Genomic DNA, 23,512 nt, shown 5'->3' on the forward strand with positions numbered 1-23,512 from the left:
GTATGCCATCTGCAGTACTGAACAATATCTCGGAAATACGCCGGCACTTCCACCGCAACGAGGACCCTGTGTACTTTGTCTCGGCAACCAATTTCAATCTGCTGGGTCTGGATGAATGGTGTAAGAACTTCAAATACATATGCTACATTGACTGCTACGGCGGCAAGCATCCCAACGTGTTCTGCCCCTCCGAGCAGCCGCACGCGGAATTCCAGTCGATCGAGGACATCAACAACTACCTGCTGCAGCACAAGGAGGTTGTCGAATGGATCAAGGGGCGCGGCGGCAAGCCCAAGTTCGTGTTCCTGATGTTCGACGAAGTGACCGAACGCCTGGCCAAGGATCTGGGCGGCGAGGTCTGGTTCCCCAGCGCCAAGCTGCGCCAGAACATGGACAACAAGATCGAAACGGTCCGGATCGGCAACAAGGCAGGCGTGCCCTCGGTGCCGAACGTGCTGGCGGAGGTCAAGGATTACGAGGATCTGAAGAAGACCTGCGACAAGGCGGGCATCGGCCATGACGTGGTGCTGCAGTCGGCCTTCGGCGACAGCGGGCACACCACCTTCTTTATCAATTCCGAAGCCGATTTCCGCCGCCATGAGCATGAGATCGTCGGCGAGGGCGAGATCAAGATCATGAAGCGTATCGACTGCCGCGGCTCCGCGATTGAGGCCTGCGCGACCAAGGAGGGCACCATTGTCGGGCCGCTGATGACAGAGCTGGTGGGCTTCAAGGAGCTGACCCCCTACCGCGGCGGCTGGTGCGGCAACGAGATCTTCTCGACCGCGTTTCCGCCCAAGACCCGGGAGCGGGCGCGGGAGCTCACCTTCAAATTCGGCGAGCAGCTGCGCAAGGAAGGCTACCGCGGCTATTTCGAGCTGGATTTCCTGATCGACAAGAAAACCGGGGATATCTGGCTGGGGGAATTGAACCCGCGCATCACTGGCGCCTCGTCGATGACCAACCACGCGGCCTTCGCCCATGCGGATGCGCCGCTGTTCCTGTTCCACCTGCTGGAGTTCTCGAAGAAGAAGTTCAAGCTGGACGTGGCAGAGCTGAACAACCGCTGGGCCGATCCCAAGATGATCGACAGCTGGTCGCAGATGGTGATCAAGCACACCGACGATTCCGTCGATATCGCCACAGAGGTGCCGGAGACCGGCATTTACCGCATGGCCGAGGACGGCAGCGTGCAGTTCGACCGCTTCGACTATCACCGCCGCGCCGTCGAGAGCGAGCAGGAGGCGTTTTTCCTGCGCATCCTGCAGCCGGGAGATTACCGGTATGAGGGCGCCGACATTGGCATCCTGGTGACCCGCGGCCGGTCGATGACGCCGGGCTTCCAGCTGAACGACCGCGGCAAGCGCTGGATCGACGCGATCAAAAGCGGCGTGAAGGCGCGTCCGCTGCCGATGCAGGAAGCCGGCCCGGTGGTGGCCGACCCTGCCTTCAAGATCATGTAGCCCCCGTGAGGACATGATCATCCGCTGGCGCGCCATTGACGAACCCCAGCCCGGCCCAAAGTGGGCCGGGCTGTTCCAGGAGTTCTGGCCGGACTACCACCAGTGGTGGATCCACGAAGGCCCGGAGGCGCGTCCCGGCTATCTGGACAGCGTCAACGCGCTGAAGACTCATATGCCGGAGCTGCTGCCGCTCTATGAGGAGCTGTGCGATCTGGCCGGCGGGGCAGATCACGCGGCGCGGTTTCTCAGCTTTTATTGCCCGCCGCCCTATTTGTCGGCCTGTTCCCAGGCACTGTGGCCTGGCCCGGAGCCGGTTTTGGTGCGCAACTACGACTACAGCCCGCACGCCTTTGACGGGGTGGTGATGCGCACCGAGTGGCTGGGCCGCACGGTGCTGGGCACCAGCGACAGCCTGTGGGGACTGGTCGACGGCATCAACGATGCCGGGCTGGCGATGTCGCTGACCTTCGGCGGCCGCCGGGTGGTCGGCGAGGGGTTCGGCGTGCCGCTGATCCTGCGCTACGTGCTGCAGACCTGCGAAACCGCCGAGGAGGCGGGCGCGGCGCTGTCCCGCTTGCCGACGCATATGAGCTACAACGTCACCGTGGTCGACCGTTCCCGCAAATTCCTCACCGCCTTCATGGCGCCAGACCGCAAGGCGGTGCTCAAGCATGTATCAGTTGCCACCAACCACCAGGAGAAGGTGGAGTGGGACAGCCATGCGCGGTTCACGGCGACGGTGGAACGGGAGCGTTTCCTGCTGCAGCGGCTGACGCTGCACAGGGAGCCGGAAGAGAAGTTCATAGGCGCGTTTCTGAAGCCGCCCTTGTATTCCTCTGCCTTCAGCGAGGGGTTCGGCACGCTTTACACGGCGGTTTACCGGCCCCGCAAGCTTGAGATGGAACTGCGCTGGCCCGGCAGCGTCTGGCATATGCCGCTGATGGCATTCGACGAGCGGACGCTGGCCGTGCAGGTTCCGGGGTTCTGAACGCCGGCCCTGGCCGGCCGGAGGCGGCACAGCATTCCCTGCCTGGACGGCTGCTGAGCTGACCTGCCGGGGGCCGGACTCCGGTTTTCCTCGCATAAATTGGCTGCACGTTCCGGGAAAATTGGAACTGAACCGGTGTGCTGTGAGTTGTCCAAGTATCGAACCGACCGATACAGCCCGGGGAGGAAGCCATGCACAGCATTTTCTATATCATTGGCGTCGTTGTCGTCGTTCTCGCCTTGCTCAACTTTATCGCCTGATCAGAGGGAGTATTCAGATGTCCGGAACAGACAAAGTGAAAACCGCCGCAAAAAACGTTGCCGAAGAGGCCAAGTCCGCTGCGGCGAGCGCCGCCGAAACCGCCAAACAAGAGGCGCAGAGCCGCGCAGAAGCAGCTAAGGAAAGCGTCGCCGACGAGGTGAAGTCCGTGGCGGCTGCGCTGCGCACCGCTTCCGACGAAATGCGCAGCGGCTCGCCGCATGAACGCGCAATCGGCCAAGTGGCCGGTACTCTGGCCGATGTGTCAGATTCAATCCGCAACCAGGATCTGGGCGATATGGTCCATTCCGTTTCGGGCTTTGCCCGCAAAAACCCGGTCATGTTCCTGAGCAGCGCTGCGCTGCTGGGCTTTGCCGCTGCACGCTTTGCCAAGGCGTCGGACAGCAGCCGCCAGGACGGCCCGGCGGCCAGCGCGGCGCACGCGCCTGCGGCAACCCCTTCGGCAAGCCCTGATCGTCCGGCCAGCCCGTACCCGGTTACGCAAAACACGGTCACGAAGAACACGGGAGAGGTGAAATGACACAGACGAACCCCGACCCCGGCGCCACGCCGAATGCTGCCAGCATCGTGACCGAGGCGCTGAACAACATCAGCTCGCTGGTCCGCAACGAGCTCGCGCTTGCGCGGGCTGAGGTTGGCGAAAACATCAACCGCGCTGCTGTCGCCCTGGGACTGATCGTTGGCGGTGTCGTCGTGGCGCTGACCGCGCTTAACGTTCTGGCAGCGGCCCTGTCGGCGGCGCTGACCGAAGCCGGCATGGATCCGGGCTGGGCAGCCCTGCTTGTCGGGGTGGCCTTTGCGGCCGCAGCCTTTGGTATGATCGCCAAGGGGACCAGCGACCTGAAGCTTTCAAGCCTGGCCCCCACCCGCACCGCTGAAAACGTGAAGCGCGACGCGCAATCCATCAAGGAGACGTACAATGACAAATGATAACCGTTCTGTTCACGAGATCGAGCGCGAGATCGAACGGGACCGCGCGCAGCTGACCAGCAACCTTGAGAATTTGCAGAACAAGTTTTCCGTCGACGGCGTGGTGCAGCAGCTGGGCGATCAGCTGCGCGAGCATGGCGGCGAGATCGGCAATGCCATCACCCGGACCGTAAAGGAAAACCCGGCAGCCGTGGTTCTGACCGGCGTCGGGCTGGCCTGGATGATCTTCGGGCAAGGCCGCTCCGGCGCCAGCCGCAGTGGCGCGGAACAGCGGGGGGCTGATTACGCTGGCCGCGCGCGTGGCCGCGAAGGGTACGGAAGCAGCGAAGCTTACGGTGACAGCGGCTGGGAAGACCGCCGGTCAGGCAGCAGCTACGGCGGGCACGACACCAGCGGCATGCTTGTGACACGCCCTGATCCGCGCATGAAGGGCGGCTCTGAAGGCGTCCCGTCCTGGGCCCGCGATGATGACGAGGATAGCGGCGGCAGCAGCCTTGCGGACCGCGCTTCCGGAGCCGCCGCATCGGCACAGGCCAAGGCGTCTGCCGCGGGTCAGGCTGTGCACGACAAGGCATCGGCGGCCGGTTCAGCGGCCAAGGACGCTGGTGCAGCCGCGAAGGGCAAGGCCGCTGCCGCAGGGCAGGCCGTCCGTGACGGCGCCTCCTCTGCCGCGTCCTCGGTGTCGGACGCCGCAGATGCCGCCCGTGCCCGGGCTGCGCGTTTGCGCGACCGTCTGTCGGAGGGCACGGAGAACCTCTCGGAAGAGGCCAGGGCCCGCGTGATCGCGGCGCGCGAGGCTGCTGTCGATGCCCGGCGCAAGGCTGCCGGGGCGCTGGCGTCCGGCTCGCGTCAGTCGGCGGACTTTTTCAACCGGCAGCCGCTGGTCGCAGGCGCACTGGCGCTGGCGCTGGGGGCGGCGATTGGCGGCGCGCTGCCGCGCACGCGCACCGAGGATGACGCCCTGGGCGCGCACAGCGACAAGATGATGGAGCGGGCCGAGGCGATCTTCCGCGAAGAGCAGGAGAAAGCCGTGGCTGTGATGCAGGCCGCCCGCAAGGAGGCTGAAACCATCGCCAGCGAAAAGCGGGACGCCATGGACAGCGCCGCGCCGCAAGGCAAGACGGCGGCCCAGGCGGCTGTCGATGAGGCGAAGTCGGCTGGCAAGCGGATTGCCGGCGCGGCCGCCGACAAGGCCAAGGAAAAGGACTTGGGTAAGCCTTCTTCATCGTAAGACGGGTCCGGAGGCTGCTGCGGCAGCCTCCGGCTTTGCATGAAACGGCTTTGGAGGAGACGCCATGACACGCGGCAGGCAGGCGGATGCACCGCATAAGATCCCGCCCAAGGGCTGGAAGGATATTGCCCTGCGGGTCAAGGATGAGATCGCAACCGACCATGTCGGGCTGATCGCTGCCGGCGTCGCCTTTTACGGGCTTATGGCGCTGTTCCCGGCCATTACCGCGCTTCTGGCGATTGGCGGCCTGATGATTGAACCCAGCCAGATTGTCGACCAGATTTCGCAGCTGGAAGGGGTCGTGCCGGACGAAGTGATGGAAATCGTCATCGGCCAGGCGACCCAGGTCGCAGGTTCGCGGGAAGGCGGGCTGGGCCTTGCTGCTGTGGCGGGTATTCTGATCGCCCTTTATTCTGCGTCCAAGGGCATGAACAGCCTCATCGAAGGCATGAACGTGGCTTACGACGAGGAGGAAAGGCGCGGCTTTTTCATGAAGACCTTTGTCACCCTCGTTCTGACGCTGTTCCTGATCGCGGGACTGCTGATGGGGCTTCTGGCGACGCTGGCGGTCCCATCGGTTATCGCGCTGATCGACGCCGGGCCCGTGACCGAAATCCTTGGCACGCTGCTGGTGTGGGGGGTGCTGCTGCTCACGACCATGGCCGGGCTTGCGGTGCTGTACCGTTACGGCCCGTCACGGGATAAGCCGGAATTTCTGTGGGCGTCGCCCGGTGCAATTGCCGCCTGTGTTCTTTGGCTGGCGGGCTCCGCGGGGTTTGCGTTCTACGTCGGCAACTTCGGATCCTATAACGAAAGCTTCGGCGCGCTGGCGGGGGTCGTGGTGCTGCTGATGTGGCTGTGGATTTCTGCCTTCATCGTGCTGCTTGGCGCCGAGATCAACGCAGAGGTCGAGGCGCAGACCGCCTACGACACAACTGTCGGCCCGGCGGAGCCGATGGGACAGCGCGGCGCGGTCAAGGCCGACAAGCTGGGCGCGGCGCAGGACACCTAGACCCGCCCGGAACCCGCTAGGACCGGTTTGCGCTGCGATGTTCCGCAATGGGGTGCCGGAGCGGGTCTGCCAGCGCACGGGCCGTCATAGAGCTGCCAGGAGGGCGGAAATTGGTCGTTCCCGCGGCTAAGCGGCATTCAAACCTCAGGAAAGCACAGCCCGGCTGCCTGGCTGCCCGCCAAACAGGTGGGCAGCTGCCTGCAGCATGCTTAACCGCCAACGGCCTTGCCGGATTTTCAAGGGAGGGGTGGTAGCGGAGGAGGGACTTGAACCCCCGACACGCGGATTATGATTCCGCTGCTCTAACCAACTGAGCTACTCCGCCGCTCGCTGTGTGGACGCGATTTAAGGAATGCCGGCGGTGGGGTCAAGCAGAAAAGGCAGGGAAATGCGGATTCTTCCGATGTTTTTCATGAGGGGGCGAGAAAGCGATTAAAAACAAGGGATTATCTTTTCTCAGGCGCGCCGGGCTGCGGCGCGGCAGGATTGCAGCGCCGTTTCGCGGCTATTCGGTCTGCGCGTCCAGGGCGGACAGCTCTGGCTGCGGCAGGCGGTCCAGCAGCTGGAATACCAGGGCGCGGCAGGCTTCTCCGGCCCAGTCCTCAGGGTGGAAGCTGGGCGGCAGGTCCGGGTGGCGCAGCACCACGCGGCGCCAGCGGTGCACGATCAGCGTCCGCAAGGTGCCGGTCTGCGCCGGGGTCAGGCCCGCAGGCGGCGGAGCAATCTGCTTCAGGTCGCGCTGCAGCGCGGCGCAGGCGTCCTGCAGGTGGTCCGGAAACAGCCGGGCCTTGAGCCAGCCAGGAACGCTCATGCTGTTGACCCCCGCCGCCAGCAGGTCGTCCAGGTTGCGCGGCATCGGGCCGTGGCCAAGCGCGGTGGTGCGGTTCACGGCGACGTAATTGGACAGCAGCAGCACCTCGTCCAGGGTTGCCTGCCCGGCGCCGTCCTCGGCGATCAGCAGGTGCCAGTCGCCGGGGGCGGCGGCGCGGCGCTCATAGATCCGGGGGGTGACGGCGGCGGATTGGTTGCGGCCGTATTCGGTCAGGTAGTGGACCGAGGCACGGCCTGAGCGGGCGCTTTCGATCCAGCCGTCCTTGCGCAGCCGGTGCAGTGCCACGCGGATTGCCTCGGGCTTGATTCCCATCGGGGTGATGATGCGGGTCAGGGCGCTGCCGCTGATCCGGGCGCCCTTGTCCTGCGCCAGATCGCCGAACAGCGATACGATCACCGACCAGACCCGCTGGTTCTGCGGGTCGTTCAGCTGCTGGACGGTTGTCTCAAACCAGGGGTTATGCTGTTCGTTCATAGGGATAAACATAGTTCGCCCGGACCGGTAAGGCCAGTCCGGGCGGTTGGCGGCAGCGGGGCTGCGTGCCGCATTTTCGCAGTTTTAGTAGGCGTTCATTGTCAGCAGTTCGTACTCTGCTGCAATCTCATCGTCCTGGTTGGTCAGGGTCACATGCCAGCGGACCTCGCCGTACTCCTCGTTGCGGGGGGTTTTCTTTTTGACGGTGAGGCGGACCTTGATGCTGTCGCCCGCCGAAACCGGCTTCATGAAACGCAGATTGTCGAGGCCGGTGTTGGCCAGAACCGGGCCCTCGTCCGGCTGCACGAACATGCCCGCGGCAAAGGACAAGAGCAGGTAGCCATGCGCCACGCGGCCCGGGAAGAACGGGTTCCGCTTGGCGGCGTCGTCGTCCATGTGGGCATAGAAGGTGTCGCCGGTGAAATGGGCGAAGATCTCAATATCCTCCAGCGTGACGGTGCGCGGCGCGGTGTGCAGGGTCTCGCCGATTGACAGCTCGCCGAACTTGCGGGTGAAGGGGTGGGCGGGGCCTTCGATCTCGGTGCCGCCGGGGACCCATTTCTCGCCAATCGCGGACAGGATGTCAGGCGAGCCCTGGATGGCGGTGCGCTGCATGTAGTGTTTGACGCCGCGCACACCGCCCATCTCCTCGCCGCCGCCTGCCCGGCCTGGGCCGCCATGCACCATGTGGGGCAGGGGGGAGCCGTGGCCGGTCGATTCCTTCATCGAGTCGCGGTTATTGAAGTAGAGGCGGCCGTGGTAGGCGCCGGCGCCGATGGCGACGTCGCGGGAGACGGCCGGGTCATGGGTGATCACCGAGGCCACCAGCGAGCCCTGGCCGCGGTTGGCCAGATCAATGGCGTGGTCCAGATCGCGGTAGCCCATGATGGTGGAGACGGGGCCGAAGGCCTCTGTGTCGTGCACGCGGCTGGCGTTGTCCGGGTCGGCGCAGTGGAACAGCATCGGCGGCACAAAGGCGCCTTTTTCGGCATCGGCGCCATCGACGGAGAAGTTTTCCGGATCGCCAAAGACGCGCTCTGCTTCCTGGCCGATGATTTCAGCCTTTTCCAGCACGTCGCGTTTCTGGCTGTTGGAGACCAGCGCGCCCATGCGGGTGGTTTCCAGGCGCGGGTCGCCGATCTGCGTTTTCGCCAGTCGGGCCGACAGTGCTTCGATCACCGCGTCCACCTGCGCCTGGGGCGCGATGATGCGGCGGATGGCGGTGCATTTTTGGCCCGCCTTGGTGGTCATCTCGCGGCTGACTTCCTTGACGAAGAGGTCAAACTCCGGCGTTCCGGGCTGCGCGTCGGGGCCAAGGATCGAGGCGTTGAGGCTGTCCTGTTCGGCCACAAAACGGACCGAGTTTTCCAGGATCACCGGGTTGGCGCGCAGTTTCAGCGCGGTATTGGCGGAGCCGGTGAAGCTGACCACGTCCTGCATGGTCAGATGGTCCAGCATGTCGCCCAAGCCGCCGGAGACCAGCTGCAGCGCGCCTTCGGGCAGGATGCCGCTGTCCAGCATCAGTTTCACTGCCAGTTCCGTCACATAGCAGCTGTTGGTGGCGGGTTTCACGATGGCCGGGACGCCGGCCAGCAGGGTCGGGGCCAGTTTCTCCAGCATGCCCCAGACCGGGAAGTTGAAGGCGTTGATATGCACCGCGACGCCGCGCAGCGGGGTGCAGATGTGCTGGCCCAGGAAGGTGCCGTTGCGGCTGAGCTGCTCCACATCGCCGTCGAGGTAGACATGGGCGTCCGGCATCTCGCGGCGGCCCTTGGAAGCGAAGACGAACATGGTGCCGATGCCGCCGTCGATGTCGATCATGTGGTCGGACTGGGTGGCGCCGGTATCGAAGCTGAGGTCGTAAAGCGCCTGCTTGTGCTGGTTCAGGTGGCCAGCCAGCGCCTTCAGCATCCGGGCGCGGTCGTGGAAGGTCAGCTTGCGCAGGTTCGCACCGCCCACCGTGCGGGCGTAGTCGAGCATTCCTTGCACGTCGAGCGCGTCATTGCCGGCGCTGGCGATCACCTCGCCGGTGATGGCGCTGGCGATGTTGCGGGCGCCTGCGCCCGGTGCGACCCATTGACCCGCTGCAAAGCTGGAAATCTCTAGAAGGCTCATGATGCTGTCCTTTTCGTCAGGCCGGCAGGGCCGGCTGGCTGGAATCCGATGCTGAGATATATTGACCGTCCGGTCGGTTTATGCAAGGAATTTGTCAAATGCGCCGCTGACAGGGTGAGGGAGCGATGAGCGATACGATTCTGGTGGAGGATCACGGGACCTGGGTGGAGATCACCCTGAACCGTCCGGACCGGCTGAACAGTTTCAATGAGGACATGCACAACGCCTTGCGCGCGGCACTTGAGGCCGCCCGTGATGGCGGTGCCCGCGCGGTGCTGCTGACCGGGGCCGGGCGCGGCTTTTGCGCCGGGCAGGACCTGGGCGATCGCGACCCGCGCAAGATGGACGGGCCGCCGGACCTGAGCCAGACCGTGCGCAAATTCTATGCACCCCTGGTGCGGCTGATCCGCGAGCTGAACTTTCCGGTCATCTGTGCCGTCAACGGCGTGGCTGCCGGGGCGGGCGCCAATCTGGCGCTGGCCTGCGACATGGTGCTGGCGGCGGAAAGCGCCAAGTTCATTCAGTCGTTTTCAAAGGTTGGCCTGATCCCGGATACCGGCGGCAGCTGGCATCTGCCGCGGCTGCTGGGCGAAGCGCGCGCCAAGGGGCTTGCGCTGACCGCGGAGCCGCTGCCTGCGAAAAAGGCCGAAGACTGGGGCCTGATCTGGAAGGCGCTGCCGGACGGCGACCTGATGACAGAGGCCCGCGCCATGGCTGAGAAATTCGCAAATGGCCCGACACTGGGGCTGGGTCTGACCAAACAGTGCATCCAAGCGGCGGCGGTGAACACGCTGTCTGACCAGCTGGAGATCGAGGCGGACGCGATGAAGACCTGCGGCGAAAGCGCGGATTACGCTGAGGGCGTTGCCAGCTTCCTGGAAAAGCGCGCGCCCGCGTTCAAGGGCAAGTGACCATGACCCCCAAGGAACGCGCCGAAAAATCCGCCGCCGCGATGTGGGCAGAGGACCACGCGTCCAAGTGGGCGGGGATGGAGATCACCCATGTGGATGAGGGCGAGGCCACGCTGGAGCTGACGATTGCGCAGCACCACTGCAACGGCCACGGCATCTGCCACGGCGGCGTGACGTTCATGCTGGCCGACAGCGCCTTTGCCTTTGCCTGCAACAGCCGCAACCAGTCGACCGTGGCGCAGCACAACGTGATCAGCTTCACCGCGCCGGGACGGCTGGGCGACACGCTGATCGCCAAGGCCCGCGAGATTTCCCTGACCGGGCGCAGCGGCATCTATGACGTGACAGTGACCAATCAGGACGGCCAGCAGATCGCCGAGTTCCGGGGCTTCTCCCGGGCGGTCAAAGGCCAGTTGTTTGACGAATAAGGTGTGGAGGACGCCATGGAAGATTTGACCCCGAACAAGAGCGATCTGGATCCGATCGAGATCGCCTCGATCGACGAAATCCGCAACCTGCAGCTGGAGCGGCTGAAATGGTCGGTGCGCCATGCCTATGATAACGTGGCGATGTACAAGCAGCGCTTCGACGAGGCGGGCGTGCACCCGGACGACCTGCAACAGCTGTCCGATCTGGCTAAGTTCCCCTTCACCTACAAGAACGACCTGCGGGACAATTACCCCTTCGGCCTGTTTGCCGTGCCGCGCAGTGAAATCATCCGCCTGCATGCGTCCTCCGGCACCACCGGCAAGCCGACGGTGGTCGGCTATACCAAGGGCGACATCGACAACTGGGCGGATCTGGTGGCGCGCTCCCTGCGGGCGGCGGGGCTGCGCAAAGGCGATATGGTGCATAACGCCTACGGCTATGGCCTGTTCACCGGCGGTCTTGGCGCGCATTACGGGATCGAGCGCCTGGGCGCCACTGTCGTTCCGATGTCGGGCGGGCAGACCGAAAAGCAGGTCGGCCTGATCACCGACTTCAAACCCGACGGGATCATGGTGACGCCGTCCTACATGCTCAACATCCTGGAGCAGTACCACAAGATCGGCATGGACCCGCGCGAATGCTCGCTGAAGGTTGGCGTGTTCGGGGCCGAACCCTGGACCGACGCGATGCGCAAGGAGGTCGAGGACGCCTTTGACATGCACGCGGTCGATATCTACGGCCTCAGCGAAATCATGGGGCCGGGCGTGGCGAACGAATGCGTCGAGACCAAGGACGGCCCGGTCATCTGGGAGGATCACTTCCTGCCGGAAATCATCGACCCGGCCACCGGCGAGGTGCTGCCGGACGGGGAGATGGGCGAGCTGGTGTTCACCACGCTGACCAAGGAAGGCCTGCCGATGATCCGCTACCGCACCCGCGACCTGACGCGGCTGCTGCCGGGCACCGCGCGCACGATGCGCCGGATGGAGAAGATCACCGGGCGCAGCGACGACATGATCATCCTGCGCGGCGTCAACGTCTTCCCCAGCCAGGTGGAGGAGCAGCTGATGGCGACCGGCGGGCTGGCGCCGCATTACCAGATCGAGCTGTATAAATCCGGCCGGATGGACGCGATGCGGGTGTATGTCGAGGCTAATCCGGATGCCACGGATGAGCTGAGCAAGACCGCGGCGGCGCGGATGCTGACCAAGCGGATTAAGGATATGGTTGGCGTTTCCACCGAGATCATTGTAGGCGACCCCGGATCCGTCGAGCGCAGCCAGGGCAAGGCCAAGCGCGTTGTCGACAACCGCAACAAGTCCTGACCCGGGAGAGTGAGCCTTGGCCCGCACGATCGCAAAAGACCATGATCAGAAACGCGCGCAGATCCTGAAGTCCGCAGCCAAAGTGTTTGCGGAAGCAGGCTATGACCGCGCGTCGATGACCCAGCTGGCGCGGGAATGCGGGATCTCCAAGGCGAACATCTACCACTACTATGACAGCAAGGATGCCGTTCTCTTCGGCCTCCTCGACACCTATCTCAGCGACCTGCGCGACCGGGTCTGCGAGGTGGAGCTGGACGGCTGCGGCCCGCAGGAGCGGCTGCGCCGCATCGTCTCGGAAATCCTGCTGGCCTATCAGGGCGCAGACCATGAGCACCAGGTGCAGCTGGGTGCGATGGGGGCGCTGCCGGAGGAGCAGCAGAAGCATCTGCGCGGCTATCAGCGCGAGATGGTCCAGTTCATGAGCGATGCGTTGCAGGCGGTGGCGCCTGAGGTTTTTGACGGCGACAGCGCCAAGCTGCGCGGCGCCACCATGTCGGTCTTCGGGATGCTGAACTGGTATTACATGTGGAATACCGGCGCCGGGTCCAAGGCGCGGGAGGATTATGCCCGGCTGGTTGCGGACCTGACCCTTCATGGGGTGAAGGGGCTGTAAAGGCCGTTTTGCGTTCAGCGTTTTCTGCGCTAGCTTTCTCCGCCAAGGGAGGATGCGATGCAGAAACCTGAGAGCTTTGAGAGTTTCTATTACAAAAAGGTCGGGCTGGGTGAGGCCTGCGGATGCGCCGAACGCGCCATCGACATGTATGAGTTCGACCGGACCGCGGCCGGGAAGACGCGTGGGAATTCCGGCAGGCGCCGGTTTTCGCTGAAGTCATTCGCCCTGAAATACGGGCTGTGGTCGCGGCGCAGGACACCTGCGGGATAGGCACGGAAACACACCCGGCGGAGAAGTCCCGCCGGGTGCAGCTGTTCAAGTTTGCGGATCAGCTTTCGCTGCCCAGCAGCGGTGTGATGCGGCGCACCGCGACGCGGCGGTTGACGCGTTCGGCGTCCAGCGTCTGCACGGCCAGGTCGCTTTCACCATAGCCCTGCACCACCATGTTCTCCGGCGGCACGTCGAAGTATTCGGTCAGCGCCAGCGCCACGGTTTCGGCGCGACGGTCCGACAGCGCCAGGTTATAGGTCGCTGCGCCCACCGCATCGGTGTGGCCTTCGATCAGGAACACCTCGCCCGGGCTGCGGTCGATCAGCTCGCGCAGTGCGTTGCCCAGGGCGGCCAGCTCTTCGGCCTCCTGCGGGCGGATCACTGCGGAGCCGGTGTCGAAGTTCACCGAGTCAACGTTGATCACAGGCACCAGGCGGCGCACCGCGTCGATGTTGCGGACCTGCGCCAGCGAGAAGCGGCGGTCAACCTGCGGAGCTTCCTGCGCGGCCAGCGCTGCGGCCAGGTCCTCAGCCGATACGGCACCGGTGCCGGAGAAGGCACGGCGGTTGTCCTGAACTTGCGGCAGCTCGTTCACGACGACCTTTTCAGACTTTTGGGTGTCGTCGAACAGCACCACACTGCGGCCGTCCGGCAGGATGCGGGTCCGGCGCAGCACCCGGCCTTCGGCGGAGCGGATGGTTTCCACCTCAACGCCGTTCTCGCGGGTCACCACGGTGCGGGTTGAGCCGTCCTGGAACCGGTAGGTGGTCACGTTGGAGCCCGGCTGGCGCAGCAGTGCGTCGTCGTCCTTCAGCACGCGGTACTGTCCGTCCTGCTCCACGATGGCGCGGTCGCCTGTGTTGGACACCACCTTGCCGCCATTGTTAAGCAGTGTGCCGATGGCCAGGGCGCCAAGGCCTAGCAGGGCGTTGCGCTGCTGGTCGGACAGGCCGCTGTCATCTTCTTCCGCGGCGGCATTGGCCTGCGGGGCAGGGGCTTCTGCCGCAGCTTGGGTATCCGCGCCGACTTCGGTCTCAAACTCCTCATCTGAGCTGCGCACGGTGTCCTCGGTCACTGTTTCTTCGGTCACCTCGGCCTGGCCGTCGCTGTTATCCGCGGCGGCAGCGGCAGCTGCGGCGGTCTCAGTCTCGGCTTCGGCCTGAGCATCGGCCTGGGCCTGGCTGTCCAGCTCTACCAGTTCGGGGTTGTCGGCAGTTTCGCCGGTATCGCCCTGCGACTGGGCCAGATCGGCGGCAATCGCTTCGGCGCTGGTTGCGGTTTCTTCAGCGGCGGCATCCTCTGCCGGCTGCTCAGCTTGCGCTTGGGTCTGCTGCTCTGCCTGGGCCTCGGCCTGCTGATCAGCCTGAGCTTCGGCCTGTTCGTCCTGCGCTTCGGCTTGCGCTTCCTGAGCGGCGGCCTCCTGCTCCAGTGCCTCTGCCAGGGCAGCGGCCTCTGCAGCTTCCTGAGCGGCAGCAGACTCTGCGGCAGCCTCCGCTTCGGCAGCAGTTTCCGCTGCGGCGGCGGCTTCTGCCTCTGCATTGGCGTCAGCACCAGCCTCAGCCGCGGTCTCAGTTTGGGCAGGGGCTGTGCCGTCTGCCTGCTGCTGGGTGTTCTCATCGCCCGCAGCCTGAGCGTCCGCACCAGCCTGCACTTCCGCGCCGGCCTCAGCTTCAACAGCGGCCCCGGCATCCGCCGTCATCTCTGCCACGCTGGCCAGCACGCTGGCGGATTGCAGCTCGCCCGGCAGCTCAGCGTCAAAGTCGCCGGTGCCATAGGCCTGGCAGAACTTGGCGATCCGGCCGGATTTTTCCTGGACTTCCCCGCCTGCGGCCAGCTTCTTTTGCTGCCGTTCGGCGCGTTTCCTGCAGCGCTCGACCAGTTTGCCGATCTCGGCGGTGGTCATCTGGGTAAGGTCAATGCGCTTGTTGCCCTTGTCCTGCGACAGGGCGGGCAGCGGTGCTGCCAGCGAGACCATCACTGCCAGCGCCGTGGTCGATTTGAAAATTCCCGGTTTCATAACGGTTCCTTCCTTGTTCCGGCACATGGCCGTACGGGGGTAACCGCTGAGTGGGGAAAAAGTTTCCCGGCGTCCCGGCAAAAAAGAAGCCGCCCCCGGTGGGGCGGCTGAAATCCGGCCGTTTTCCGCCAGCTGCACTGAATTTCAGAGGCTTGCGGGCGGAACCATGCCGACAATGTCATAGGTCTTGCGCAGGATCGGTGCGGTGATTTCGCGCGCGCGCTCGGAGCCGCGGGACAAAATCTTGTCGATTTCGTCCTGGTTCTGCATCAGCCGCGCCATCTCGGTCGAGATCGGCGCCAGCTTGGATACCGCCAGATCCGCCAGCATCGGTTTGAATTCCGAGAACTGCCGGCCGCCGACATCTGCCAGCACCTGATCGACGCTCTGCTCGTTCAGGGCGGCATAGATATTGACCAGGTTGCGCGCCTCGGGGCGGCCTTCCAGGCCCTCGGCCTCGGACGGCAGCGCCTCGGGGTCGGTCTTGGCCTTGCGGATCTTCTTGGCGATGGCGTCTGCGTCATCGGTCAAGTTGATGCGGGAAGCGTCGGATGCATCCGATTTCGACATCTTCTTGGAGCCGTCGCGCAGGCTCATCACCCGGGTGGCGGCGCCTTCGATCACCGGTTCGGTCTCCGGGAAGAAGTTGACGCCATAGTCATGGTTGAACTTGATGGCGATATCGCGGGTCAGTTCCAGATGCTGTTTCTGGTCCTCGCCAACCGGCACATGGGTGGCGTGGTACACCAGGATGTCGGCGGCCATCAGCGCCGGATAGGCAAACAGTCCCAGCGAGGCGTTCTGCTGGTTCTTGCCGGCCTTGTCCTTCCACTGGGTCATCCGCTGCATCCAGCCCATGCGGGCGACGCAGTTGAAGATCCACGCCAGCTGCGCGTGCTCGGGCACCTGGGACTGGTTGATCAGGATGGACTTTTCCGGGTCGATGCCCGCCGCGATGAAGCCCGCGCACAGCTCGCGGGTCGATTTCATCAGGTCCTTGGGATCCTGCCAGACGGTGATCGCGTGCAGGTCGACCATGCAATAGATGGTCTCAACGTCCTTGGCCTGCCAGTCGACGAAGCGCTTCAGCGCACCGAGGTAATTCCCCAAGTGCAGGTTGCCCGAAGGCTGGATCCCCGAAAAGACGCGCGGGGTGAAGCTGGTTTCGCTCATAGCCGGAAACTCCCGTCTGGAATTATGCACCATCGTCGCTTACCCATGGGGCCAGGATAGGTCAACAGGCGCGGGGGATTCCGTGCCGCAAGGAGCCCGGATGAGCAGCCAGCCCAATAATGCCCCCCTCAACCCTCTGCCCGCCGCGGTGGTGGCGCTGGTCCTGATCATTATCGGGATCGAGGCGGTGTTCTCGCTGGGCGCGCGCGGCATCCTGGGCGGTCCGGAGGCGATCGGCTGGCGGCTGGAGGCGATCCAGTCCTATGCGTTCTCCAGCGAGATTTTCTGGTGGATGCAGGACAGCGGCCGCTGGCTGCCGGAGCATCTGAAGCGCTTTGTCTCCTATATCTTTGTGCATGGCGCCTTTACCCACGCGCTGTTTGTCTGCGTCTTTGTGCTGGCGATGGGCAAGATGGTGGGCGAGGTGATGGGCGATCTGGCGATGGTGATCATCTTTATCCTGTCCGGCGCCGGCGGCGCGCTGGGCTATGCGCTGCTGGTGAGCAGCGGCCAGCCCCTGATCGGCGGCTTTCCGGCGGTCTATGGGCTGATCGGGGCGTTCACCTTTTTGCTTTGGCGCTCGCTGGCCTCGGTCGGGGCGCAGCAAAGCCGGGCGTTTTCGCTGATTGCCTTCCTGATGGGGGCGCAGCTGGTGTTCGGGCTGCTGTTTGGCGGCCAGAAGGACTGGGTGGCCGACCTGGCGGGTTTTGCCACCGGGTTCAGCCTGTCGTTCTTTTTGGCGCCGGGCGGCTGGGCCCGGATCCGCAACCGCATCCGCCACGATTGAAACGGGGCGCTCCCGCCCGCTGCCGATGCCCCAAGGGGCATTTGCAGCCGTTGGGCCGGGCCGCGCTGACGCGCGGCGGGAAGAGCCGCTGAGAAGCGCTTCAGGGGCAGGTTTGCCGTGAAGGCGCTATCTCCATTTTGCGGCCGGCAAATCCCGCCCCAAGGGTGAACCGCGCGTGCCGCGCGGTGGCTATGCCGCCCTTGACCCGGAATTGGCAGGGAAGGTCAGCCCTGCTTCTTAAGCGGACACGTGCTGAGGCCGAGGATTTGATAAAGAGGGCAGTAGCCCATGAGGCCGGTCGCCAGCGGCACCAGGCCGATGAGGCCCCACAGGGTTTGCGGGCCGATGAACACCAGCGACAGCAGGATCAGGCCGAGAATGATGCGCAGGGCGCGGTCGAGGGTGCCTTCGTTACGGGGCATTGGGTGGTCCTTTCGAACTCAGGTTGGAAATTCTGAGTCCATTTTAGACCGCGGCCGGGGCGGCTGTCGGTGACAGTGTCACCAAAGCTCAGGCTTCGTCCTGCGCCATCCGCTCCAGCCCGGCGCGGTCCAGGATACGCAGCTGCCCGCGCTGTGTTTCCACCAGGCCGAGGCGGGCGAATTCGCGCAGCCGCCGGGTGACGAAAGCGCGGCCAGAGGCGGTTTCGGCGGCCAGCGCGTCATGGGTGATGCGGATCTCATCGCCGCCCTGCGCCAGCCGCAGCAGCACCCGGGCGAGGCGGGCGTCAAAGCCGGTGAGGGCAACATCTTCCACCAGCTGCTCGTAGTCGGCAAAGCGGCGGGCAACGGCGGTCAGGACTTCGGCCCTGAAGGCCCCGTCCTCTGACATGGCGCGGCGGAAATCGGCGTGCGGGATGAGTTCTCCCTCCAGTGCGGTTTCCGCGACGCCCTCCGCCGCATAAGTGCGCCCGTCGGTGAGGCAAGCGAAGGTCTGCAGGCAGATATCGCCCGGGCCAACACGGTACAGGACGACCTCGCGGCCGTTGGCGGCGGTCAGCGTGACCTTGATGCGGCCGGCGGTGAGGCGGACAAAGCCGGGGCACTCCTGCCCGGGGCGGAACAGCACAAAGCCGGCGGGGCAGGAGAGGCGGCTCATGCCTGTTTCCGGCGGCTGAGGGCGGTGCGGAATTCCGACAGGCGGAAAGCGCCGAGGGCCTGGCCCGCGGCGAAGTAGACCGCGCCGCCCAGCACCACCAGCCCCAGCAGGGACAGGTAGCGCCAGTAGTCCAGCGTGAACAGCCAGCCGACGGTGTGCGCCACCGCGTAGAGCACCGCGCCCATCACGGCGGAGGCCGCCAGGATGCGCCAGGCGCGGCGGTGGAACCGGGCGTCGAACCGGGCTTCCTCCCCCATGCGGCGGGCACCGAGCGCTAGCAGCGCCACCATGGCCCAGCCTGCGGCAGAGGCGGCAATGGCGGGGGCGATCCAGCCCAGCACCGGCTTGAGCCCAAAGGCCAGCGCGGCGTTTACGGCCATTGCCACCAGCGCATAGTGGAACGGGGTTCTGGTGTCTTCCCGCGCGAAGTAGAGCGGCTGCAGCACCTTTTGCAGCATGAAGGCCGGCAGGCCCGCGCCGTAAATGGCGACTGCGATGGCAATCGCGGCCACGTCCTCCGGGCCGGTTGCGCCACGCTCATACAGCACCGAGACCAGCGGCAGCGGCACGGTGATGAAGGCAACGGCAGACGGCACCGCCAGCAGCAGCGAGAACTCCCCGGCGCGCGACAGGGCGTCCTGGGAGCCGGCACCGTCGCCCGCCCGCAGGCGGCGCGACAGGGCAGGCAGCAGCACGATGCCGACGGCAATGCCCACCACGCCCAATGGCAGCTGATAGAGGCGGTCGGCAATGAACAGCCAGCTGGCGGCCTTTTCAATGTCGGAGGCCACGTATTGCCCGACCACCAGGTTGATCTGCGTGACCCCCATCGCCAGCGCGGCAGGCACGGCAATCCGGACCAGGTCGCGCATCTCGCTGTTCCAGCGGGGCAGGCCGGGGCGCAGGCGTATCCCGGCCCTGTCAGCAGCCGCCCAGACCAGCGCCAGCTGGGCGACGCCGGCCACCGGTATGGTCCAGACCAGCCAGGTCACCACCTCGCCGCCCAAAAGCGCGCCTGCGGTCATGGCCGAGCAGGCGAAAATGTTGAGCAGGACCGGCGCAGCGGCGGCAGCGGCAAAGCGCCCGGTGGCGTTCAGCACCCCGGAAAACAGCGCCGCCAGCGACATGAACAGGATGTAGGGAAAGACGATATGGCCGTATCCCACCGCCATATCGAAGCGTGCATCGCCGACAAAACCGCCCGCCGTCAGCCAGACCAGTCCCGGCATGAACACCATGGCCAGGCCCACCAGCGCCAGCACCGCGGCAGCCAGCAGGTTGAAGGCCTGCTGCGCATAGGCGGTGGCGTCTTCGCCGGCCTCATACCGCTTGGAAAAGGCCGGGACGAAGGCCGCGTTGAACGCGCCTTCGGCAAAGAAACGGCGGAACATGTTGGGCAGGCGGAAGGCCACGATAAAGGCGTCCAGCACCGGCCCCGGCCCGATGAAGGCGGCGATCAGGATCTCGCGCGCAAAGCCCAGCACACGGCTGGCCAGCGTCCAGAACCCGACGGTCAGGAACCCCGAAAGCAATCTGATTGGCTTCATATATCCGCCCGCTTTGCGCCCTCGGCAATCGCCTCGCGCAGCTTCTTTTCCAGCGTCCGCTGTTTGGACTCCGAATAGTATTTCAAGCCGAACATGTCCTTGACATAGAAGGCATCCACCACCTGTTCGCCATAGGTCGCAATCACCGCATTGGCAATATAGACATTGGCGGCGGCCAGGGCGCGCGCCAGGTCATAGAGCAGGCCGGGGCGGTCGCGGGTGTCGACCTCGATGATGGTGTAGATCTCCGAGCCTTCGTTGTCGAAGGTGATGTGGGTCGGCACCTTGAAAGCACGCTCGCGCTTCTTGATCTTGTCGCGGGACTTCAGCGCATCGCGGGCGATCACCTCGCCTTTGAGCGTCTTTTCGATCATCTGCTTGAGCCGGTGCAGGCGCATCGGGTCGAAGGGGTGGCCCTCGCTGTCCTGGATCCAGAAGGCATCGGTCACATAGCCGTCCTTGGTGGTGTAGGAGCGGGCATCCACCACATTGGCCCCGACCAGCGCCAGCGCGCCGACGATGCGGGCAAAGATGCCGGGGTGATCCTCCATCACGAAACAGGCGCGGGTGGCGTCGCGGTCCACGTCCGGATAAAGCCGGATCATCACCTCGCCCGGGTCGCCCTTGGCGGTGAATTCGCGAAGCATTTCGGCAAAATCCACATGCGCAGTGACATGCAAACCGTGCCAGTACGGCGGGTAGTGGCGGGCGGTTTCGGTCTTGAGATCTGCTTTGGACCAGTCCGGCAGCGCCTGGCGCAGCGCTTTCTTGGCGGACGCGCCGCGGTGCTCGCGGTTCAGCGCCTCCATACCGCCCTCAAGCGCGGCGCGGGTCTGCCCGTAAAGCGCGCGCAAGAGCGCCGCCTTCCAGTTGTTCCAGGTGTCCGGGCCGACGCCGCGGATGTCGCAGACGGTCAGCAGCAACAGTAGGTCCAGCCGTTTGACGGTCTGCACCGCTTTGGCGAAATCGCGCACCGTGCGCGGGTCGGCGATGTCGCGTTTCTGGGCCATGTCCGACATCAGCAGGTGATAGCGGACCAGCCATTCCACAGTCTCGCATTCCGAAGGTTTCAGCCCCAGCCGCGGCGCCACCTTGCGGGCGATCTGGGCGCCCAGGATCGAATGGTCCTGCGGCCGGCCCTTGCCGATGTCGTGCAGGAGCATCGCCACCATCAGCACCTTGCGGTTCAGCCCCTTGCGCAGCACCTCCGAGGACAACGGCAGCTCATCCTCCAGCTCGCCGCGCTCGATGGCGGCGAAATTGGCGATCACCTGAATGGTGTGCTCGTCCACCGTGTAGGAGTGGTACATGTTGAACTGCATCATCGCCACGATCGGCTCGAATTCCGGCAGGAAGGCTGACAGCACGCCCAGTTCGTTCATCCGCCGCAGCGCGCGCTCCGGGTTGCCGTGCTTGAGCAGCAGATCAAGGAAGAGCCGCCGCGCCTCCTTGTCGTTGCGCATGTTGTCGTCAATCAAGTGCAGATTGGCAGTCACCAGCCGCATCGCGTCCGGATGGATCAGCATGCCGGTGCGCAGCGCTTCCTCGAACAGCCGCAGCAGGTTCACCTTGTCCTGCAAGAACGCCTCCGGATCGGCGACGTCCAGCCGGTTATGCACCACCCGGTAGCCGGGCTTGATCCGCGGGCGGCGGCGGAAGATCCGCTCCAGGAGCGGCGCGCCCTTCTGGTGGCTGGCTTCCAGCTTGGTCAGGAAAATACGGGTCAGGTCGCCGACGCGGGTGGCATGGCGGAAGTAATCCTGCATGAACAGTTCGACACCGCGGCGGCCGGCCTTGTCTTCATAGCCCATGCGCGCAGCCACCTCGACCTGCATGTCAAAGGTCAGCTGCTCAGTGGCGCGGCCGGTGGCCAGATGCAGATGCGAGCGCACCGCCCACAGGAAGGCCGCCGCCTTGGCAAACAGCTCCATCTCCTCGGGGTGGAAAAGCCCCAGGGGCACCAGGTCTTCGGCGTCCTTGACCTGGTAGAGGTATTTGGCAATCCAGAACAGCGACTGCAGGTCGCGCAAGCCGCCCTTGCCCTCTTTCACGTTGGGCTCAACCACATAGCGCTGGCCCTGTTTCAGGTGGCGCGCGTCGCGTTCGGCCAGCTTCGCTTCGATGAACTGCTCGGCATCCTTGGAGAACAGCTCTGCCCGCAGCCTTTTGTCCAGCTCCTTGGCCAGCGGCGCGTGGCCGGCCAGGAACCGCTGCTCCAGCATCGCCGTGCGGATGGTGTAATCCTCGCCGCCCAGCCGGATGCAATCCTTGATGGTGCGGCTGGAGTGGCCGACCTTCAGCCGCAGATCCCAGAGGATGTAGAGCATCGACTCGATGACGCTCTCGGCCCAAGCGGTGATCTTGTAGGGGGTCAGAAACAGCAGGTCGACGTCCGAGGCCGGCGCCATCTCGCCTCGGCCATAGCCGCCGACCGCCAGCACCGCGATGCGCTCTCCCCGGGTCGGGTTGGCCAGCGGGTGCAACAGGCCGCTGGCGACATGCAGCGCGGTGGTGACCAGCCCGTCGGTCAGGAAGGTATAAGAGCGGGTCAGCTCGCGCGCGGCAAAGGGTTTGGCGGCAAAGGCCTCGGCAATGGCCGCGCGCCCGGCTTTATTGGCCGCGCGCAGGATTTTCACCGTTTCGCCGCGCAGCTCTGCCGGGGTGCAATCCGCCGCCGATGCTTCAATCTGTTCGCGGATGGCGGCGGCATCAAAAATCTCCGAGGGGCCGCAGATCAGCGGCCCCAGCGGTTCGGGAAACCCGTCGGCAGTGTGCCGCGGGGAGCCGGCAGGGGCTTCAGAAACCTGCGCCGGCGAAGCTGCTTGGGGCTGGGTCAATGATCACGACCTTCTGTTCTTGAATGGTGGCAACCGCCAGGCCGCGCTCATTGGTGCCGTCCGGCCGCAGGCGGAAGATGCCGCCGGCCCCCTGGAAGCCTGCCCCCTGGGTCAGCGCCGCACCGGTCAGAGCGTCGGACTTGCCCGCAGCGACCAGCGCGCCGATGGCGGCAATGCCGTCATAGGCCAGGCTGCCGATGGAGTGCGGCGCCGCGCCATAGCTGGACTGGTAGCGGGCGCTGAACTGCTGCACCTTGCTTTGGTCAGGCATTGCGAACCAGCCGCCCTGCACGCCCGGAAGGGTCAGGGTCTGCGCGGGAATGTCCCAGCGGGTCAGGCCGATATACTGTTTGTCGGCCGGGTCGACGCCGGCTTCGGGCAGCAGCTGCGCCAGCAGCGGCAAGGCGCCTGCGGTGGTCGAGGTCAGGAACACCGCATCGGCGCCTGCCGCTTCGGTGCGGATGGTGGGGATGGCATTGATCACCCCCTGCTGCGACAGTTCATAGCCGACGCTGCCGGCGATGTTGACACCGGTCTGGCTGGCTGCGCGCTGGATGGCAGCCCGGCCGGCGGCACCGGCCGCATCATTGCCGCCGACAACCAGGATGTTGCGCTTGCCGTTGCGGGCCGCAAAGCTGGTCAGCCTGCGGGCGGTGTTGTCGAAAGTCGGCCCTAGGATAAAGACGTTGCCGCCGGCAATCGCCGGGTTGTTGGAGAAGGCCAGCACGTTCACCCCGCGCTGGCGGGCGGCGATGCCGGCCGCGTTGGCGGCCTCGGCATAGACCGGGCCCAGGATGACCCGGGCGCCGTCGTCCAGCGCCTGCTGCGCCGCGGTGGAGGCGGTTGCCGGATTGCCCGCGGTGTCATAGACGCGCAGGTCGATCTGCGCGCCCTGCAGATCGACGATGGCCAGCCGGGCGGCATTTTCCAGGCTCTGGGCCAGCACCCGGTCGCCCTGCTGGGCGGAGCCGCGCGGCACCAGCAGCGCCACCGGCACCGGCTTGGAGGTGTTGATGGTCGGGCCGGTGCTAATGGCAACCGGATCACAGGCAGTCAGGGCAATGGCGGAAAGTGCCGCGGCAGCTGTCAGTGCCGCCTTGCGGGCCCGTTTGAAAACAGCAAACATAATGTCTTGAAACTCCGTTCTCCCGGCGCGGTTGCGCCGTGTGGGTTTAAGGACG

Annotated in this window: 21 protein-coding genes and 1 tRNA gene; 12 read left to right on the forward strand and 10 right to left on the reverse strand. The window is 65.2% G+C overall.

Annotated elements, in window-relative coordinates:
• The first annotated feature begins 2 nt into the window (after positions 1-2).
• The 6 genes from CAER_RS0116330 (at position 3) to CAER_RS0116355 (ending at position 5,903) form a co-directional block, all read left to right on the forward strand.
• Positions 3-1,463, forward strand: a complete 1,461-nt coding sequence (locus CAER_RS0116330; protein ID WP_027236376.1) for a biotin carboxylase — start codon at positions 3-5, stop codon at positions 1,461-1,463.
• 13 nt (positions 1,464-1,476) lie between these two features.
• Entirely contained in the window at positions 1,477-2,451 is a 975-nt protein-coding gene (locus tag CAER_RS0116335; protein WP_245597373.1) for a C45 family autoproteolytic acyltransferase/hydolase, read from the forward strand.
• 277 nt (positions 2,452-2,728) lie between these two features.
• The gene (locus CAER_RS28100) at positions 2,729-3,250 is read left to right on the forward strand and encodes a hypothetical protein (protein WP_051357795.1); all 522 of its coding nucleotides are present in this window, start codon (positions 2,729-2,731) and stop codon (positions 3,248-3,250) included.
• Positions 3,247-3,660: a phage holin family protein gene (locus tag CAER_RS0116345; RefSeq protein ID WP_051357796.1), complete on the forward strand. Its 414-nt coding sequence runs from the start codon at positions 3,247-3,249 to the stop codon at positions 3,658-3,660. The genes CAER_RS28100 and CAER_RS0116345 overlap by 4 nt, the downstream gene beginning before the upstream one ends.
• On the forward strand, positions 3,650-4,891 hold the full coding sequence (locus CAER_RS0116350; RefSeq protein ID WP_027236379.1) for a DUF3618 domain-containing protein: 1,242 nt from the start codon (positions 3,650-3,652) through the stop codon (positions 4,889-4,891). The genes CAER_RS0116345 and CAER_RS0116350 overlap by 11 nt, the downstream gene beginning before the upstream one ends.
• Positions 4,892-4,955: 64 nt before the next feature.
• Complete coding sequence (locus CAER_RS0116355) at positions 4,956-5,903, forward strand: YihY/virulence factor BrkB family protein (protein WP_027236380.1); 948 nt, start codon at positions 4,956-4,958, stop codon at positions 5,901-5,903.
• Positions 5,904-6,151: 248 nt separating this feature from the next.
• Here the strand turns inward: CAER_RS0116355 and CAER_RS0116360 are convergent.
• The 3 genes from CAER_RS0116360 to paaZ all read right to left on the reverse strand — a co-directional run bounded on the left by CAER_RS0116360 (position 6,152) and on the right by paaZ (position 9,324).
• Positions 6,152-6,228, reverse strand: a tRNA-Met gene (locus CAER_RS0116360).
• 180 nt (positions 6,229-6,408) lie between these two features.
• Positions 6,409-7,209: a PaaX family transcriptional regulator C-terminal domain-containing protein gene (locus CAER_RS0116365; protein WP_036797363.1), complete on the reverse strand. Its 801-nt coding sequence runs from the start codon at positions 7,207-7,209 to the stop codon at positions 6,409-6,411.
• Between the two features lie 84 nt (positions 7,210-7,293).
• Positions 7,294-9,324, reverse strand: coding sequence for a phenylacetic acid degradation bifunctional protein PaaZ (paaZ, locus tag CAER_RS0116370; protein ID WP_027236382.1), 2,031 nt, complete (start codon positions 9,322-9,324; stop codon positions 7,294-7,296).
• A gap of 125 nt (positions 9,325-9,449) precedes the next feature.
• Between paaZ and paaG the strand changes: the two genes are divergently transcribed.
• From paaG to CAER_RS0116395, 5 genes are read left to right on the forward strand one after another with little or no spacing between them, the layout of a single operon-like run.
• Complete coding sequence (paaG, locus tag CAER_RS0116375; RefSeq protein ID WP_027236383.1) at positions 9,450-10,235, forward strand: 2-(1,2-epoxy-1,2-dihydrophenyl)acetyl-CoA isomerase PaaG; 786 nt, start codon at positions 9,450-9,452, stop codon at positions 10,233-10,235.
• 2 nt (positions 10,236-10,237) lie between these two features.
• The gene (gene paaI / locus CAER_RS0116380) at positions 10,238-10,663 is read left to right on the forward strand and encodes a hydroxyphenylacetyl-CoA thioesterase PaaI (protein WP_027236384.1); all 426 of its coding nucleotides are present in this window, start codon (positions 10,238-10,240) and stop codon (positions 10,661-10,663) included.
• A gap of 15 nt (positions 10,664-10,678) precedes the next feature.
• Positions 10,679-11,989, forward strand: coding sequence for a phenylacetate--CoA ligase PaaK (gene paaK / locus CAER_RS0116385; protein ID WP_027236385.1), 1,311 nt, complete (start codon positions 10,679-10,681; stop codon positions 11,987-11,989).
• Between the two features lie 16 nt (positions 11,990-12,005).
• Positions 12,006-12,602, forward strand: a complete 597-nt coding sequence (locus CAER_RS0116390; protein WP_027236386.1) for a TetR/AcrR family transcriptional regulator — start codon at positions 12,006-12,008, stop codon at positions 12,600-12,602.
• A gap of 57 nt (positions 12,603-12,659) precedes the next feature.
• A complete protein-coding gene (locus CAER_RS0116395) occupies positions 12,660-12,872 on the forward strand; it encodes a hypothetical protein (RefSeq protein ID WP_027236387.1) in 213 nt (70 codons plus the stop codon).
• Positions 12,873-12,930: 58 nt separating this feature from the next.
• Here CAER_RS0116395 and CAER_RS0116400 read toward each other — a convergent pair whose 3' ends face one another.
• Both CAER_RS0116400 and trpS read right to left on the reverse strand, forming a co-directional pair.
• Complete coding sequence (locus tag CAER_RS0116400) at positions 12,931-14,889, reverse strand: OmpA family protein (protein ID WP_027236388.1); 1,959 nt, start codon at positions 14,887-14,889, stop codon at positions 12,931-12,933.
• Between the two features lie 144 nt (positions 14,890-15,033).
• Complete coding sequence (gene trpS, locus CAER_RS0116405) at positions 15,034-16,062, reverse strand: tryptophan--tRNA ligase (protein WP_027236389.1); 1,029 nt, start codon at positions 16,060-16,062, stop codon at positions 15,034-15,036.
• A 100-nt stretch (positions 16,063-16,162) separates the two neighbouring features.
• Between trpS and CAER_RS0116410 the strand changes: the two genes are divergently transcribed.
• The gene (locus CAER_RS0116410; protein WP_027236390.1) at positions 16,163-16,849 is read left to right on the forward strand and encodes a rhomboid family intramembrane serine protease; all 687 of its coding nucleotides are present in this window, start codon (positions 16,163-16,165) and stop codon (positions 16,847-16,849) included.
• 224 nt (positions 16,850-17,073) lie between these two features.
• On the opposite strand, the gene CAER_RS0116415 is transcribed toward CAER_RS0116410, so the two are convergent.
• The 5 genes from CAER_RS0116415 to CAER_RS0116435 form a co-directional block, all read right to left on the reverse strand.
• On the reverse strand, positions 17,074-17,271 hold the full coding sequence (locus CAER_RS0116415) for a YgaP family membrane protein (protein WP_027236391.1): 198 nt from the start codon (positions 17,269-17,271) through the stop codon (positions 17,074-17,076).
• A gap of 88 nt (positions 17,272-17,359) precedes the next feature.
• Positions 17,360-17,947 (reverse strand): Crp/Fnr family transcriptional regulator, encoded by a 588-nt coding sequence (locus CAER_RS0116420; protein WP_027236392.1) that lies wholly within the window; start codon positions 17,945-17,947, stop codon positions 17,360-17,362.
• Positions 17,944-19,494: a murein biosynthesis integral membrane protein MurJ gene (gene murJ, locus CAER_RS0116425; protein ID WP_027236393.1), complete on the reverse strand. Its 1,551-nt coding sequence runs from the start codon at positions 19,492-19,494 to the stop codon at positions 17,944-17,946. The genes CAER_RS0116420 and murJ overlap by 4 nt, the downstream gene beginning before the upstream one ends.
• A complete protein-coding gene (locus CAER_RS0116430) occupies positions 19,491-22,331 on the reverse strand; it encodes a [protein-PII] uridylyltransferase (RefSeq protein ID WP_084299565.1) in 2,841 nt (946 codons plus the stop codon). The genes murJ and CAER_RS0116430 overlap by 4 nt, the downstream gene beginning before the upstream one ends.
• Entirely contained in the window at positions 22,291-23,457 is a 1,167-nt protein-coding gene (locus CAER_RS0116435; protein WP_027236395.1) for an ABC transporter substrate-binding protein, read from the reverse strand. Before CAER_RS0116435 ends, CAER_RS0116430 begins: the two co-directional genes overlap by 41 nt.
• Between the last annotated feature and the right edge of the window lie 55 nt (positions 23,458-23,512).

Origin of the sequence: Leisingera caerulea DSM 24564, from assembly GCF_000473325.1 — a bacterium.
GTDB lineage: Bacteria > Pseudomonadota > Alphaproteobacteria > Rhodobacterales > Rhodobacteraceae > Leisingera > Leisingera caerulea.